A 16,547-nucleotide genomic window follows, 5' to 3' on the forward strand; every position below is an offset into this window, starting at 1 on the left:
TAATCATTTTCTTTCATTATAAAGAAGTTTTGATTAAGGGAACCTCTAAAAATAAATATCTTCATATCTTTAGCATACTTTTTTAGAGGCTCCCAATGAGTCTCTATTTATTTGCAGTTGACCACTTTAATTTCATTAAGTTTATCAAAAATATGAATGGTGAGAAACTCAATGTTTGATGAGAGTTCAATGAGTTTGTCGTTGTCTGCTTTCGATGCACTGTGGGTTACATAGGCCTGTACTGCTTCATTGTATTGTGTATTGAGTTTTTTAAGTTCTTTCCAAACATTGGATGTAATGAATGTTTGCTTGTTTTGTTCTTGTTCTTTTATCCAAAGTCCCAGTGAGGTTTCATGGGGTTTTTTAAGTGTACTGTTTTTATAGAGTTTTAATGCTGTAAAACTCTCATTTTTAAATTTAATAATGTCATTTTTAAGTTGGGCTGTTTTATAAACCAATTGCACATCACAAACTTGTTCTCGAACATCAGTGTTGTAGTTGGATTTAGAAGCTGCATCAAAGAGACTTTTGGAAAGCTTGGTGATGCCTGAAGAGAGGGTGCTGATGTCTTGCGCATTTTTATTGTTGATGGTGACACTCTCTTCTAAAATATTCACATCATCATTGATTTTGCTGATACCTTGCTGTTGGATTTTTGAAGAGTGTTCAAGCTCTTGAACCAAGGCGGTGGTGTCATTGATTTTGGCACTTAAATCGTTATACCCTTCAATCATATTTTGAGCAATGATTTTTCCAGACTGTGTTTTTTGCGTTGCTTTTTCTACCAACTCTTTAATCTCTTTGGCTGCATCTGCAGCTCTGGTGGCTAAGTTACGAACCTCTTGTGCCACCACAGCAAAACCTTTGCCTGCTTCTCCTGCTGTGGCAGCTTCGACTGCTGCATTAAGCGAGAGAATATTCGTTTGAAAGGCAATCTTGTCAATGACTTCAATGGCTTCATTGATGGAGCTCACTTCATTGGTGATTTCATTCATTGCCGTTGCTGTTTGAGTCGCCAGTTGATAACCTGTTGAGGCTGAGTGCGATACGTTTTGAGCCAAATTGCTCATTTGTTGAGAGTTTTCTCTGTTTTTATTTATTGTTTGCGTGATCTCTTGCAGTGTTTGAACACTGTTTTTAAGTGCCAAGGTTTGGTTTTCTGAACTTGAACTCAGTTTTTCAACGGTTTCATTCAGTTTTTGGGTATCAATATGGAGTTGATCTCCTGTGTTCATAATCATGGCTAAAAATTCTGAGATATTATTTCCAATGAGTTTGGTACTGGCAACCAGTGAACCAAAGTCTCCATTGAGTCGCTCTTTTAAACCTGCTTGTTGCACTTGATAGTTAAAGTTGTATTCCCCATAATTTTCTAAAGATGTGATGATGATATTAAACTTATTTTTGGTTTGCTCAATCATGGTATTAATAGAAGCGACCAGTTGTTTCATATCGGGTGAAATAATCTCATCAAAGTTGATATTATAAGCAAAGAAACCATTGGAGATTTTGTGAATGATATCATTGGTTTGATGAATGATTTCTTTGTTATTTTCAAAGGTCTTCATACTGGTATCGATGTTTTTATTGATTTCTTGTGCCATCTCATAAAATTCATCTTTGGTTTTAACTTTGATTTTGTGAATATGCTCTTTTTTATAATTGATAAAATCAAAAAAATCATTTAAACCATTTTTAACACTGGCAAGAGATTTACTGATGCTGTCAAACATTAAAAAAGCCAGCATTAATTCAAACGCAATCATCACAACGGAAATCGTTACCAACACGGTAATAAGCAGAGATATTTGTTCGTCCATGTGTTCATCAATATGTTCAGTGGTTTGTGTGACCATGTGTTGAACACTCTTAATGAGTTCACTCATGTTTTTAAGTTTTCCTTCGTTGAAGTCTTTACCAATGCTCTTTTCAAGTTCAACAATATTTGAAAGAAGATTTTTATACTCTAATAATGCTTTGATGATGACTTGTTGTAGGGGCTTATTGGTTGTAAAGTTAATGGAATCTCGAATGGATCGACGCATTTTTATTTGAAGTACATTGAGTTCATCTAAATCAATCTCTTTATTGATTAAAAAGTTTTTCTCATACAGCTCCATTTTCATCATAAATTGTAACAGTTTATAGTCATAATTTTTTTCAAAAATTTTATTGATGGCATTTTTATTTTCTAACATCTGTTTTAAATAGAGTTCTACTTGCTCTTTATCATGGACAATATCTAAAAAAAAGGTATTAAGACTTTCAATTTGTGCTTGTGTCTGTTTTAATTGGTCACTCTCAATATCCAGTTCAAGCATTTGATTGGTCACTTCATTGAGTGATTGATTGAGTTGTTTATAGGAAGTTTGATACTCTTGAAGGTTTTTTGTTAAGAAGTAACTCTCTATGTTCATACTCAGTTGAGTGACTCGGTTTTTAATGGTCAAAAGTTGGTTTCCTACAGATTTATACGCATTGGTTGAGTTAAACATAAAAAGCATCATTGCAATTAAAATAATAAAACCAGCGACTGAAATAATTGAAAATATTCGAAGTTTAGCTTTTACGCTAAGATTATGTAGTAATTTCATAGCATCTCCATTCACAGCGCAATATTAACTGAGAGTGGTTACAAATTGATTACGAAATACGATTTTTTTAGGATGTGATATTTTTATTTTTGATGTGTAATAATTTTTGTGCCTGTAAAAAATAATTATGCTGGGGAAGGGTGATTTCATTCAAATAGTGTTCATATTTTAAAAAAGTACTCCACACTTTTTCATAACTTTGAATTTTCCCTTTTTTATATAATGCCAGAGCCGTTGTACCGTTGATTAAACCTTGTAGGGCTTTGGCTTTTTTATACGCGGTTTGATCATCATTGGCTCGATATGTTTTTTTATACTCAAGCCAATCATGCTCTAACATCTCATGGGCAGGTGCAAACTCTTCGTTTTGCACTGCTTGGATGAAGCGTTCGATATCACTCATCGTTTGAGTTCTTTAATCTCTTTTTCTAAATAATAGCCTGTGTATGAACCACTCTTTTTATGGTTGGCCGCTAATTGTGCAGGAGTTCCTTCATCTACAAGCAGACCCCCTTTGCTTCCACCTTCTGGACCCATGTCAATGATCCAGTCTGCATTTTTAATGATGTCCATGTTGTGTTCAATTACCAATACAGAGTTACCTAAATCAACTAAATGGTGTAGTACTTTTGTCAGTCTGTCAACATCGGCAAAATGAAGACCGGTGGTTGGTTCATCCAGAACATACAGTGTGTTTCCTGTATCTTTTTTGCTGAGTTCTTTGGAGAGTTTAATTCGTTGCGCTTCTCCACCTGAGAGTGTCACAGCATTTTGTCCTAAGGTGATGTACCCAAGACCTACGTCGTTGAGTGTTTGCAGTTTGGCTTTGATTTTTGGCACTTTTGCAAAGAACTCCAATGCTTCACTGACACTCATGGCTAATACATCGGCAATGCTTTTGCCTTTGTATAAAATCTCCAGTGTTTGCGCATTGTATCGTTGACCATGACAATCATCACATTTGACCATGATATCGGGTAAGAAGTGCATTTCAATTTTGATTTCACCTTCCCCTTGACACTTCTCACATCGCCCACCTTTTACGTTAAAAGAAAATCGTCCGATTGCATAACCTCGAAGTTGTGCCTCTTTGGTTTTTGTAAAGAGTGTTCGTATTTCATCCATAAGCCCTGTATACGTTGCTGGGTTACTTCGAGGTGTTCGTCCAATAGGGCTTTGATCTAAATAGATGACTTTATCAAGTTTTTCTAATCCTTCAATGCTCACACCATCGACTTTTTTCACTTTTTTTGCATGATTAAGAAGTTCTTTGGCAACAGGAAGTAAAGTTTGTAGAATCAATGAACTTTTACCACTTCCACTTACACCCGTAATTGCCACAAGGTTTTTAAGTGGAATTTGCACATTTAAGTTTTTGATGTTGTTAATATTGACATCTTGGATTTCTATGAACTCCTCTTGTGGTCGCTCATAGTAGTAGTCAATCTTTTTTTTACCCGTCATATATTGTGCCGTTAACGTCTTGGCTTTATGCATTTTTGCCAAAGTGCCTGCAAACACAATTTCTCCACCAAATTTCCCCGCTTCTGGTCCAATGTCTACAATAAAATCAGCTGCTTCAATGGTCTCTTTGTCGTGTTCTACGACAATAACCGTATTTCCTTTTTCTTGTAGGGCTTTGAGTGTTTTAATCAGTTTGTTTGTATCTCGTTCATGCAAACCAATAGAAGGTTCATCCAATACATACATGACTCCTGTCAAACCTGAACCAATTTGTGACGCCACACGAATACGTTGGGCTTCTCCACCAGAAATGGTTCGTGCATCTCGACCTAAAGTGATGTAGCCTAATCCCACATCATGTAAGAAGAAGATTCTCTCTTTAATCTCTTTTAAAATGGGCGCTGAAATCATCTGATTTTGCTCACTTAAGTAAGCAAAGTTTTTCTCATTTTGAAAAAATGCATGCGAATCTTCAATAGGAAGTGAAATAATCTCAGGTAGGGTTTTTTGAGCCACTTTCACCGCTTGAGAAGAGGGTTTAAGACGATTTCCCCCACAATCAGAGCAGGTTTTTTCTGTCATATACTCAGCAAGGTCTTTTTCCTCTTTAATCATGTCATAAGCAATTTTGACAATCCCTTCCCATTTTCGAGAGAGATTGTGTCGTTTCCAGCTGAATTTGGCTTCTTCTACACCACCATGTAAAATCGCTTTTTTCTCATGCTCTTTTAAATCGCCAAACTTTACGTTGGTGTCAATGTTGGCGGCTTCACAGAAGGCTTTCATCATTTTAAAGTAATAGCCTTTGTTAAAGCCATAGATAATTCGTACTGCACCATCTTCGATGCTGAGCTCTTCATTGATGATTTTTTTCATATCCAAAGCGTATCTTATCCCTAATCCATCACATGAAGGACACGCCCCTTTAGGTGAATTAAATGAGAAGCTAAGAGGTTCAAGAGGTTCAAATGAGATCTTACAATCAAAACATGCCATGTGCTCAGAGTAGTGAATGTGTTTTTCACACCCTACCTCTTCATGGTTCATCACTTCTACTTCAAGTTCTCCAAAGCTCTCTTTGAGACCTTTTTCAACATCTTGTGCAATTCTTTGATGATTTTCTTCTTTAATTACCACACGGTCAATGACCACTTTAATGGTATGCATTTGTGTTTTAGCTAATTCAATCTCTTCATCGAGTCGAACCATCACTCCATCAATCATCGCTCGAACATACCCTTTGTTACGTAGACTTTCAAGCATATCAGCAAAGGTTCCCTTTTTTCGATTGACAAGCGGTGCTAAAATAACCAGTTTTGCATTTTCTGGTAGACTCATGACTTGTTCAATGACATCACTTGAACTCATGTGAGAAATAGGTTGACCACATTTATGGCAGTGTTGTTTTCCTACTCGTGCATAAAGCAGACGTAAGTAGTCATACACTTCAGTAATGGTCCCCACAGTAGAACGTGGGTTTTTTGAGGTGGTTTTTTGATCAATTGCAATAGCAGGCGTTAATCCTTCAATACGTTCAACATCGGGTTTTCCAACTTTGTCTAAGAATTGTCGAGCATACGCTGAAAGTGATTCGATGTAACGTCTTTGTCCCTCGGCATAAAGTGTGTCAAATGCCAGTGTCGACTTTCCAGAACCTGATAATCCCGTAAAAACAATCAGTTTGTTTTTTGGGATCTCTAAATTGATATTTTTTAAATTGTTCTCTTTTGCTTTAAATATTTTAATTGAATCTGTCATAATCATCCTCTTATAAAAAGTAGCGATTATATCAAATTAAATCCAAAATAAGGTTATAAAAATAAAACTATATCTCTTTTTAAAGTAATTTGAACCTATTGCAAAACAAATGTTTTATAAATCATCGCTACTAAAATCAATGAATACATAATAACCGTATAGGTTTTATAGGATTTGATATTGGTTTTTGCTTTGAGTTTTATGCCAAAATAGACACCAATTAATGATGCCAATCCTACAACTGCACCTTCAAAATAAAGCATGTGCCCATTGACTGATTGTGATATAAAACCTGCTAATGAACTGAATATAATAAAAAACAGTGCCAGAGAAGTGGCTTCTTTAATATTATAAAACATGAATCCCACTAAAATTGGGGTTAACATGATTGAACCACCCACTCCAATACTCATGGCAATCATTCCAATAATCAAACCAATGCAAAACAGAATCAAAGGATGGTGAGATTTTACTGCACTGTTGTGTTCAATGACTTTGACAAATCCAACTTTATAAATGGCAAATACCATCACTGCAATAAAAAGGTATTGAAGCGTTTCATTAGAGACAAGTTTTAAAATCAGACCACTTTGAAATCCTCCAATAAAACCACCAATCCCTACAACTAACCCATCTTTGAATTGTAAGAGTTTGTTTTTGAAATTTAAAAATGAACCAAAGATGGAGCTAAAAACCATCTGCATCACAGAAATAGAGACCGATTCTTTCATCGAAAAACCAATAAAAAGAAGCAGGGGTACTAAAACCATTCCCCCACCTACACCAAAGAAACCAGAGATAAACCCTGTAAGGGTTCCAAAAAATATAAGTTCAATAATCATGGCAATCAGTGTTTAATAGAGTTCATTGCAGATATAAATTTTTTATAGATGCACTCTAACTCTTTGTCTTCATTGCTTAAATCAATATCATCGTGTTGTTTGATTGCATGTTCTAACACTGCAACGCGTTTGAGCAGATATTCAAACATCTCTTTATTGATATCGGGTAAATCTGCATGGTTGAGTCGTTCATCTTTATTTTCACGTTTGATGATTTTTGCAGGCACACCTACTGCTGTACAGTTTTTAGGTACATCACAAATTACAACAGAATTGGCACCGATTTTGGCATTTTTACCAATGGTGATGTTTCCTAACACTTTTGCACCACTTCCAATAACGGAGTTGGATTTAATCGTTGGGTGTCGTTTCCCTTTGTTCAAACTGACTCCACCTAAAGTTACTCCTTGGTAAATGAGTACATCATCTTCAATAATCGCTGTTGCTCCAATAACCACTCCAATTCCGTGGTCAATAAAGACTCGACGTCCAATCGTACACGCAGGGTGAATGTCCATGTTGGTAAAAAATTGTGAGAATCCACTGATGATTCGTGCCAATCTTTTCCAATTTTTGCAATAGAGTTTGTGAGCAATTCTATAGTTGATGATCGCCCATACACCTGGATAGTTAAAAAAAAGTTCCAAACCAGAGTCCAAAGCTGGGTCGTTTAGTTTTGGAACCATGAAATCCTCTTTTATTTGTTTCCATAAAGAGAGTGGTTCGTGTTGGGTATCATCGTACATTATTAACTCCAAGTTGTTTTTAAATAATTATTGTCATTGAGATATTGCTCTAAGGTCTTAAAGTCATGTTCATTGACTTTCTCTTTTAATATAGACATGATTTCATTCGTGTCGTAATCAATGTCATCTAAAATATCGATGATTTTTTGAGATTCACAAATTTTTTCTAATTTCATTTTTTTGTTTTCAAAAACGATATTGATTTCAGTTGGATGAGAGAAAAGATTGTGTTTCATCCCTAAAATATCTTGATATGCTCCCACTAAAAAGAAACCTAAGAAGTACTCCTCTTTATCAAGGTTAACATCGTGCAGATAAAGCGGTTTTCTTGGATTAAAAGGTACCTCTCCATCACTGTCACAAGTGATATCCCAAAGACTTGCACTTCGTGTTGGTTTTTTGTTTAGGTGTGTAATTGGCATGACTGGGAACTCTTGGTCAATTCCCCAAAAGTCTGGCAGAGATTGAAAAATTGAGAAGTTTAAGAGGTATTTTTCTTGAATTTTATTATCGATGCGTTTTAACTCATCATAATCATCCACTTCAAGAAGTGAAATGGCTTTTTTAATAATCATGTGCGTTAAAATCTCTGCATTTGAACGGTCTTCTAAATCAATATAACCCAAGTCAAAGAGTTTTAGCAGTGACTCTAAGTGGTCAATTGAGTCGTGCATGTACTCTAATGCTACTTTTGAATTGATGTCATTAAACAATGAGTTTAACTCTTCAATCAATGGTGGGTTATTATCTTTGAGTCGTAAATGTTCCTCTTCATATTCAGCAGAGAAAAGCTCCAACACAGGTGTGATTAATACCGTCGAATTGGCTGCAATAAATCGACCCGATTCAGTGTAAATATCAGGTTCATCAACATTTTTTTGTAAAGCAATGTTCTTAAGTGTAAAGATTACATCATTGGCAAACTCTTGCATGGAGTAGTTGATGCTCTTTTTAAATTGAGAGTACTCAATGGCCAATCCTCCACCAATGTTAATTGCTTTTAAATTTTCAGCTCCCAAGTTTTTAAGTTCAGCATAAATATGTCCTGACTCCTTAAGTGCTTTTTTAAGAGGTTTGATGCTCGTCATGGCTGAACCAATATGGAAGTGAATCATTGTCAGTTGCTCTTTTAAGTTATTCTTTTCAAGCATTTCATACGCTTCTAAAATCTCTGTTGAGCTTAAACCAAATTTTGAATCAATACCTCCACTTTTTGCCCATACGCCACCACCTTGGTTAAACAGACGTACTCTTAGACCAATATTGGGGCAAGGAAGATTGGTCTCTTTTTTGACTTCTAAAATGGTTTCAAGTTCATTAAGCCCTTCAATAATCAGCGTGATATTGTGTCCCATTTTTTTAGCAATGAATCCAAGATGAATCATCTCTTTATCTTTAAATCCATTGACAGTAATAGGGGCATTGTTTTTGTTATAGGTCATGGCAATAAAAAGCTCGGCTTTACTTCCTGCTTCTAAACCATACTTATACTTCTCACCTGCTTCAATCAATGGGTGTAAAAAGTTTGGAAGTTGATTCACTTTTAGAGGGAAAACAGCATGAAACTTTCCATTATAATGATAATCTTCAATGGCATTATCATATAAGTTGTAGAGTTTCTCTATTTGCTTTTGAGTTAAGTGTGGAAATCTTAAAAGCAATGGCCCTTTATAGTCTTGCGCTCTGATATCTTTGACAATGTTAATAAGTGCTGGTTTAGAGGCATGATTGAGTTTAACCATACCATTTTCAATAATGAAATTATCTTCACCCCAGATGTCTATACCGTAATTTTCCAATGTTATAAATCCTTAATTGAAATCGTTTTTTCCTCTTTGCTTAAGAGGTTTTTTACATAGATGGTACTGTTTTTCAGTTCATCTTCTCCCATGATTGCTACATGCGTTGCATTGATTTTTTCTGCTTGTTTAAAGTGTTTGTTAAACCCACGTGGTGTGTACTCAACACTGCATTGTGTTGAAAGACGTTTATTACTAGCAACTTCAAACAGTTTGTCCATACAACTCTCATCCAAAGCACCAAAATAGTAGTGCTCATTTTGGTTTGCTTTCATTTTAATGAGTTCCCAAATTCGTTCAATTCCTATGGCAAATCCCACCGCAGGAGTTGCCCGGCCTCCCAAGAACTCAACCAAACGATCATATCGTCCACCCCCAGCAATGGCACTTTGTGCACCAATTTCGTCACTGACAAACTCAAAGGCTGTTTGCGTATAATAATCCAATCCACGCACTAAGTTGGTATCTATTTCAAACTCAATGCCATTGGCAGTTAAAATGGTTTTGAGTTTTTCAAAGTTGGTATCACAGTTTTCACACAGATTGTGTGTGATTTTAGGAGCATCTACTAAAAGTGTTTTACACTTCTCATTTTTACAGTCCAATACACGAATAGGATTGGTCTCAATTCTTCGATTACAATCTTCACACAGTTCGGTTCGTATGTTGTTTAAGTGTTGCACTAACTTTTCTCTGTAAGGTGGCATACACTCTTTACATCCTAAAGAGTTGAGTTGCAGTTTAAACTTAATGCCACAAAAATCAAGTATTTGTTTAATCATAATAATGACATTGGCATCTTCATAAATCGAATCCACACCAAATGATTCACATCCAAATTGGTGAAACTGTCTTAATCGTCCTTTTTGAGGGCGTTCGTATCGAAACATTGAACCGTAGTAGTAGTATCGGTGCGTTCCTCCTGCTCTATCAAGCTTATTTTGAATAAAACTTCTTACAACCCCCGCAGTTCCTTCAGGACGTAAACAGACATCATTTTCACCTTTGTCAATGAATTGATACATCTCTTTATTGACAATATCACTGCTTTCACCCACACTTCGTTTAAACAAAGCAGTCTCTTCTAAAATAGGAGTTTCTATATAGCTGTAACCATGATTTTGTGCTATTTGTGAAGCGTGCTTAATAAAGTATGTAAAAAGTTCACTTTCACTGTTTAAAATATCTTTCATGCCTCGAAGGCTTTGAATATTACTCATTAATAAAATCCTCAATTTGTTTTGCAATGGTTTCGATGCTTTCACTGGCATCAATATAAATATGATTTATGTTTAAAAGTTCCATTGTTTTTTTCATTCTGTCTTGAATATCTAAAAGATACTCAATCCCTCGTGATTCAATGCTGTCATGCTCTTTTTGACTCAGACGGTTTTTTAACTCCTCTTTGCTTAATTCCAGCAAAATAGCATGTGTTGGTAAAGTATTGCTTGTAGCAATTAAGTTTAAACTCGTTACCACTTCAAGTGGTAAACTGTTTGCATATGCTATTCCGCTGATAACACTTCTATCACTGATGACCATTTTGTCTTGATTGGGTTTGATGACCTCTTCAATATGCTCAGATCGATCAGCAAGAAACAGAAACATCTCAGCCATTTTTGATTGAGCTTCTCCGCCCAAAGCCATCTCTCGAAGTTTCACTCCAAGTTTGGTTCCACCGGGTTCCTTGGTGAAAATAGCATCAGCATGGTTTTTCTGTAAAATACTCAGCTGTGTTGATTTCCCTGCAGTATCTACTCCTTCAATTACGACATACATGCAACCACCTCTTGTGGTACGAGGTGTTCAAATCGTCCATTAAAATGAATAATTTCTCGAACGATGGTCGAAGATACAAACGCATTTTCCAAAGTTGGCATCAAATAAAGTGTTTCAATGTTTTTATTAATAGATGAATTGGCATATCCCATTTGAAGTTCATATTCAAAATCAGATACCGCCCGTAATCCTCGAATAATCGTACTCACTGCTAAATTCGTTGCCAAATCAACCAACAATGTATCAAAACCAACAACGCTGACCCCTTTGATTCCTCGTGTTGCCACTTTGACGAACTCCACTCTTTTTTCATGAGAGAACATGGGTGATTTTTTTTCACTTTGAGCTACAGCAATAATAACTTCATCAAAAATTTTACTTGCTCGTTTAATAATATCCATATGACCATTGGTAATGGGGTCAAATGTACCACTGTAAATGGCTCGCTTATAGGAGGTGATTATCTGTTTGTTTTCTTGTTCCATGTTATTCCCATCTTTTATATAAGTTATTCTCTATATTGAGTAAATCAAACCATTTACCAATCAAAAAGTTCTCCATCTCTTCAAGCGTTTGTTGTTGTGAATAGTAGCCTAATACAGGTGGAGCTATTGTGACACCAAGCGTTGAAAGCTTGTGCATATTTTCCAAAGCAATTGGGCTGTATGGCAATTCACGAGGAGCTAAAACAATATTTTTTCTCTCTTTTAACATAACACTGAAAGCTCGAGTGATGAGATTGTCCGCAATTCCAACAGCACATTTGGCCAAAGTATTTTGTGAACAAGGAAGGATGATCATAGCATCGGCGCCAAATGACCCCGAAGCAATGGCAGCATCAATTTGATTCTCTTTATAGATTGTAAAGTGCTCTTGTTGAATTGTTTTTTGGCTCAAATTATTTTCATGTTTGAGTGCAATTTTTGCGCTTTTAGAAAAGACAATGAAAGTCTCTATGTCTTTAGGTAACAGTTCAAGAAATTTTAAACCAAGGTTCACACCACTGGCTCCCGTAATTGCAACAATAAGTTTCAAATAACAAACCTTATATATCTGTATTTAATAGTAGTGGATTTTATCGAAAAATAGCTTTTTTTTCAAGCTGTATAACAATATATCCTCCAACATAGAGAAATATGAAGTAAGAGATACCATCATTAGGCTTTTCTTAAGTTTAGTTTAAAAAAATAAATGTTAACATTTCGTATAAATTTAAAATTTAAAAATTTAATAGTTTGTATTAATATTAAATTTTATATAATACATTTTGTATCAGGAGTCTATCATGAAAAAAGTCGTCAGTTTCGTTCGTATTAATCAATACAACAAAGAGTATGTAGAGAATCAAAAAACACTTATTAAAAATTATGTAGAAAAACATAATATAGAATTAAATGAAAATATTGAGATAGAAGTGAACCTTCCTATTCAAGAACAAAACATCATAAACTTGTTAAAAAACTGTCAAGAATCGTGTACGGTGATTGTGGCAGACTTGAATGTTTTTGGACGAACGACAGAGTTGATTTTAGAGATATTACGATTTTTATTGAAGAAAAAAGTACGTATTATTTCTGTGGCGCAAAACTTGGATTTGATAGATGATGCAGACATGTTAACTCAGATGATTTTAGGTGTGATTAAAATGACTGTAAACTTAGAAAAAGATCTGATGAGTCTGCGAACGAAAGAGGCTCTTACTGCTAAAAAAGTAGAAGGCGTTCATTTAGGAAAACCTAAAGGAACGATTCAAAAATCTAAATTTGATAAACAACGAGATAAAATTGAAGAGCTTCTTGCTGTTGGATTATCGGTTCGAAAAATTGCAAAACTCTTGGGATACAACAACCACATTGGTTTAAACAATTATGTGAAAAAAAGAAATATCAGAACAAAAGTGCATAATGAAATCCATAATAAAGAGGATGACATCGCCAGCTGAACGTAAGATCTGTCCAAACTCTTGGACAGATCTTTCAGACTCTCTTTTTCTTCTTTTTTTACCCTTTAACTTTCTTTTTTTATTATTATTGTAAAATACACCTCATTTAATTATATGGAGCTATTATGAAAGTATTATTGACTAAAGATGTAAAAGGCTTAGGAAAAGCCGGTGAAGTTAAAGAAGTAAAAGATGGATACGGAAAGAATTTTTTAATCGGGAAAGGGTTTGCACTGCAAGCAACCAATGAAGTTCTGAACAAGCATAAAGCTCAAGAGAAGAAAAAAGCTGAAATTGAAGCTCAAGAAATTGAAGATGCAAAAGCATTGGCAAGCACACTTGAAGCAACAAAATTTACAATCAAACATAAAGTAGGTGCTAATGGGCACTTAATTGGTTCAGTCACCAATAAAGAGATAGCTGAAGCAATCAGTGCAGAGCTGAACATTGAATTGGACAAAAAACAAGTGCATTTAGAGAATAAAATTAAAACAGAAGGTATCTTTGAAGCCGATTGTAAACTGGGGCATGGAATTCATGCATCATTAAAAGTTGATGTTATAGCAGAGTAAATTCATGTTTGATGCAACTACGATATTAGCCTATAAAGGTAAAAATAAAGCAGTCATTGGTGGCGATGGACAAGTCACTTTTGGCAATACTGTTTTAAAAGGGAACGCCACAAAGATTCGAACTCTATATAAAGGCGAAATTCTTGCAGGATTTGCAGGAAGTACCGCCGATGCGTTTAACCTTTTTGATATGTTTGAACAACACTTAGAGAATACCAAAGGTGACTTACTTAAAGCGGTGGTTGCCTTTTCCAAAGAGTGGCGAAAAGATAAAGTTTTACGTCGACTGGAAGCAATGATGATTGTTTTGAATAAAGAGCACATCTTTATTTTAAGTGGGACAGGAGATGTCGTTGAACCTGAAGATGGACAAATTGCTGCTATTGGAAGTGGAGGAAACTTTGCTATCAGTGCTGCACGAGCTTTGTTTAAACATACACAAATGGATGAAGAGGAGTTGGTAAAAGAGGCTCTTATGATTGCAGGAGAGTTGTGTATTTATACCAATCAAAATATTAAAACACTGAAGATTGAGGAATAGTTTATATGGATTTAACTCCAAAAGAGATTGTTAAATATCTTGATGATTATATCATTGGACAAAATGATGCAAAAAAAACAATTGCACTGGCATTGAGAAATCGATACAGAAGAATGCAATTGACACCTGAAATGCAAGAAGAGATTATGCCTAAAAACATTTTGATGATAGGTAGCACTGGTGTAGGTAAAACAGAGATTGCAAGACGTTTGGCAAAGATGATGAATTTGCCTTTTATTAAAGTTGAAGCAAGCAAATATACGGAAGTGGGATTTGTTGGTCGTGATGTAGAATCAATGGTTCGAGATTTGGTTTTTGAATCGATTGCTTTGGTTACAAAAGAGTATGAATCAAAGATTCAAGAAAATATTGATGCAGAAGTCATACGACAAATCGTAGAGAAACTTGTACCTCCATTGCCACAAGGTGCCAGTGAAGCTTCAAAAGAGTCTTTCATTAAAACGTATAATAAAATGGAAGCCAAAGTTGTAAGTGGTGAGTTGGATGAAAAGAAGATTGAGATTGAACTGCCTAAAAAAACGACCGTAGAGTTGATTGATTCAAATGTGCCTATGGATTTCTCTTCCATGCAAGAGAGCTTAAATCAAATGTTAGGAAACCTCAATAAAGACAAAGTTAAAAAAGAGGTCTCAATTAAAGATGCCAAACAATTGTTGAAACATGAAGCGAGTGAAAAGTTGCTTGACCATGAATCCATTAAAGTGGAAGCACTTAAAAGAGCACAAGATGGTGGAATTATTTTTCTTGATGAGATTGATAAAATTGCTTCAGGAAAAAGCAATCAAAATCAAGATCCAAGTAAAGAGGGAGTTCAGCGAGATTTACTTCCTATTGTTGAAGGAAGCAGTGTCACCACAAAATTTGGTCCTGTTAAAACAGACCATATTCTTTTTATTGCTGCTGGGGCTTTTCATGTGAGTAAACCAAGTGATTTACTGCCAGAACTTCAAGGACGGTTCCCTTTAAGAGTGGAATTGAATCCATTAAATGAAGAGGCTTTATATAAAATCTTAACCAACACTAAAAACTCACTGCTCACGCAATACAAAGCGTTGCTTGAAGTTGAAGGTGTGAATTTAGAGTTTGAAGATGAAGCGATTAAAGCATTTGCACACTTAAGTGTATCAGCCAATGCTAAAGCTGAAGATATTGGTGCACGAAGATTGCACACCGTTATTGAAAAAGTACTTGAAGATATCAGCTTTGATGCAGATGAAAAAAAGGGCGAAACTGTGAATGTGACAAAAGAACTGGTGTATCAAAAATTAGAAAATATTGTAGAACAAGAAGATACAGCACGATATATTTTGTAGTTTTTATTTTTTTTTGATACAATTATTAAAATACAATTCAATTGGGGATTAAAATGAAAATAGTTACTTTTTGCGATATCGATAAAGGTTTGTTGGATTCTAAGAATACAGTAGAAGTATTTGGAGAGGGAAGTACGGGTGATGCTAATTTAGCGATTATTGATATCAATTCTATTTTTGACTTTGAAGAGAATAAAGCTGATGCGTGCGCTGATGAGTTTATCTCAATTGCCATCATTGACGATGAGAGTGATTACGATGCATTTAAAAACTTTGGTATTGATGCATGGATTAAACGACAAGACATTGATAAAATCAATGAAATCATTGATTTAGCTCAACAAAGGTTATAAAATTATTATAGATACCCATTGTCATCTGGATAATGAACAGTATTTGGATGACGCTGACACTGTTATTCAAAATGCACTCAACGAAGGTATTAACGCTTTTTTAATACCGGGTGCAGACTTTAAAGACTTACCACGAGCCATTGAACTTTCTGAAAAGTATGATGAAGTCTATTTTGCAGTTGGAATTCATCCTTATGATGCCCAAGATTATGATGAAACCATTATGGACAAATATGTAACTCATCCTAAATGTATTGCCATTGGTGAATGTGGGTTAGACTACTTTCGATTGCCTGAAGATGAAGTTGAAAAAGAGGCGAATATGGCCCTTCAAAAAAGAGTATTTATTGCTCAAATAGAGTATGCTAAAAAGGTGAATAAACCTCTTATTGTACACATTCGTGATGCTTCCAATGATTCAAAAAAGATTTTACTTGATTATGATGCAAAAGAAGTTGGAGGTGTTTTACACTGTTATAATGCCGATGAACAACTTATCTCTTTAGCCAAAGAAAACTTCTATTTTGGTATTGGTGGAGTATTGACGTTTAAAAATGCACGAAAATTGCTTCAAAGTATGCTTAAAATACCTTTGGATAAACTGGTTGTAGAGACCGATGCTCCCTATTTAACGCCACACCCTTTTAGAGGAAAACGAAACGAACCAGTGTATACAAAATATGTCGTTGAAAAGATGGCTGAACTGCTTGAAATGAGTCCAAAAGAGGTTGAAAATCTTACAACACAAAACGCAAAAACGTTATTTAAAGAATTATCTAGCATAAATTAGGTAAAATAACCTCTATTTAGCACGTTTAAAAGG

The 16,547-nt window shown here is 35.1% G+C and carries 16 protein-coding genes; 6 read left to right on the forward strand and 10 right to left on the reverse strand.

What is annotated here, in order from left to right:
- Positions 1 to 107: 107 nt before the first annotated feature.
- The 10 genes from CRV04_RS03340 to CRV04_RS03385 form a co-directional block, all read right to left on the reverse strand.
- Entirely contained in the window at positions 108 to 2,594 is a 2,487-nt protein-coding gene (locus CRV04_RS03340) for a methyl-accepting chemotaxis protein (protein WP_128995376.1), read from the reverse strand.
- 67 nt (positions 2,595 to 2,661) lie between these two features.
- Complete coding sequence (locus CRV04_RS03345; RefSeq protein WP_128995378.1) at positions 2,662 to 2,997, reverse strand: DUF309 domain-containing protein; 336 nt, start codon at positions 2,995 to 2,997, stop codon at positions 2,662 to 2,664.
- Complete coding sequence (uvrA, locus tag CRV04_RS03350; protein ID WP_128995380.1) at positions 2,994 to 5,816, reverse strand: excinuclease ABC subunit UvrA; 2,823 nt, start codon at positions 5,814 to 5,816, stop codon at positions 2,994 to 2,996. The genes CRV04_RS03345 and uvrA overlap by 4 nt, the downstream gene beginning before the upstream one ends.
- Before the next feature lie 95 nt (positions 5,817 to 5,911).
- Positions 5,912 to 6,658, reverse strand: coding sequence for a sulfite exporter TauE/SafE family protein (locus CRV04_RS03355; RefSeq protein WP_128995382.1), 747 nt, complete (start codon positions 6,656 to 6,658; stop codon positions 5,912 to 5,914).
- A 5-nt stretch (positions 6,659 to 6,663) separates the two neighbouring features.
- Positions 6,664 to 7,404, reverse strand: coding sequence for a serine O-acetyltransferase (cysE, locus tag CRV04_RS03360; RefSeq protein WP_128995384.1), 741 nt, complete (start codon positions 7,402 to 7,404; stop codon positions 6,664 to 6,666).
- Between the two features lie 2 nt (positions 7,405 to 7,406).
- Positions 7,407 to 9,203 carry a biosynthetic arginine decarboxylase gene (speA, locus tag CRV04_RS03365; RefSeq protein WP_128995386.1) on the reverse strand — a complete coding sequence of 599 codons (1,797 nt, stop codon included), beginning with the start codon at positions 9,201 to 9,203 and terminating at the stop codon, positions 7,407 to 7,409.
- Positions 9,204 to 9,205: 2 nt separating this feature from the next.
- Positions 9,206 to 10,423, reverse strand: a complete 1,218-nt coding sequence (gene hisS, locus CRV04_RS03370) for a histidine--tRNA ligase (RefSeq protein ID WP_128995388.1) — start codon at positions 10,421 to 10,423, stop codon at positions 9,206 to 9,208.
- On the reverse strand, positions 10,416 to 10,982 hold the full coding sequence (tmk, locus tag CRV04_RS03375) for a dTMP kinase (RefSeq protein WP_128995390.1): 567 nt from the start codon (positions 10,980 to 10,982) through the stop codon (positions 10,416 to 10,418). Before tmk ends, hisS begins: the two co-directional genes overlap by 8 nt.
- Positions 10,970 to 11,467 carry a pantetheine-phosphate adenylyltransferase gene (gene coaD / locus CRV04_RS03380; protein ID WP_128995392.1) on the reverse strand — a complete coding sequence of 166 codons (498 nt, stop codon included), beginning with the start codon at positions 11,465 to 11,467 and terminating at the stop codon, positions 10,970 to 10,972. Before coaD ends, tmk begins: the two co-directional genes overlap by 13 nt.
- A gap of 1 nt (position 11,468) precedes the next feature.
- Positions 11,469 to 12,017: a UbiX family flavin prenyltransferase gene (locus tag CRV04_RS03385; protein WP_128995394.1), complete on the reverse strand. Its 549-nt coding sequence runs from the start codon at positions 12,015 to 12,017 to the stop codon at positions 11,469 to 11,471.
- 250 nt (positions 12,018 to 12,267) lie between these two features.
- Here CRV04_RS03385 and CRV04_RS03390 point away from each other — a divergent pair, with 250 nt between their 5' ends.
- The 6 genes from CRV04_RS03390 (at position 12,268) to CRV04_RS03415 (ending at position 16,514) form a co-directional block, all read left to right on the forward strand.
- Positions 12,268 to 12,924, forward strand: coding sequence for a recombinase family protein (locus CRV04_RS03390; protein ID WP_128995396.1), 657 nt, complete (start codon positions 12,268 to 12,270; stop codon positions 12,922 to 12,924).
- A 125-nt stretch (positions 12,925 to 13,049) separates the two neighbouring features.
- Entirely contained in the window at positions 13,050 to 13,496 is a 447-nt protein-coding gene (rplI, locus tag CRV04_RS03395) for a 50S ribosomal protein L9 (RefSeq protein WP_128995398.1), read from the forward strand.
- A 4-nt stretch (positions 13,497 to 13,500) separates the two neighbouring features.
- Positions 13,501 to 14,037 carry an ATP-dependent protease subunit HslV gene (gene hslV / locus CRV04_RS03400; RefSeq protein WP_128995400.1) on the forward strand — a complete coding sequence of 179 codons (537 nt, stop codon included), beginning with the start codon at positions 13,501 to 13,503 and terminating at the stop codon, positions 14,035 to 14,037.
- Between the two features lie 5 nt (positions 14,038 to 14,042).
- A complete protein-coding gene (hslU, locus tag CRV04_RS03405) occupies positions 14,043 to 15,371 on the forward strand; it encodes an HslU--HslV peptidase ATPase subunit (RefSeq protein WP_128995402.1) in 1,329 nt (442 codons plus the stop codon).
- A gap of 53 nt (positions 15,372 to 15,424) precedes the next feature.
- Positions 15,425 to 15,724, forward strand: coding sequence for a hypothetical protein (locus tag CRV04_RS03410; RefSeq protein ID WP_128995404.1), 300 nt, complete (start codon positions 15,425 to 15,427; stop codon positions 15,722 to 15,724).
- Position 15,725: 1 nt separating this feature from the next.
- Positions 15,726 to 16,514, forward strand: a complete 789-nt coding sequence (locus CRV04_RS03415) for a TatD family hydrolase (protein ID WP_128995406.1) — start codon at positions 15,726 to 15,728, stop codon at positions 16,512 to 16,514.
- Positions 16,515 to 16,547 lie beyond the last annotated feature (33 nt).

Origin of the sequence: Candidatus Marinarcus aquaticus (assembly GCF_004116335.1) — a bacterium.
Classification (GTDB): Bacteria; Campylobacterota; Campylobacteria; order Campylobacterales; family Arcobacteraceae; genus Marinarcus; species Marinarcus aquaticus.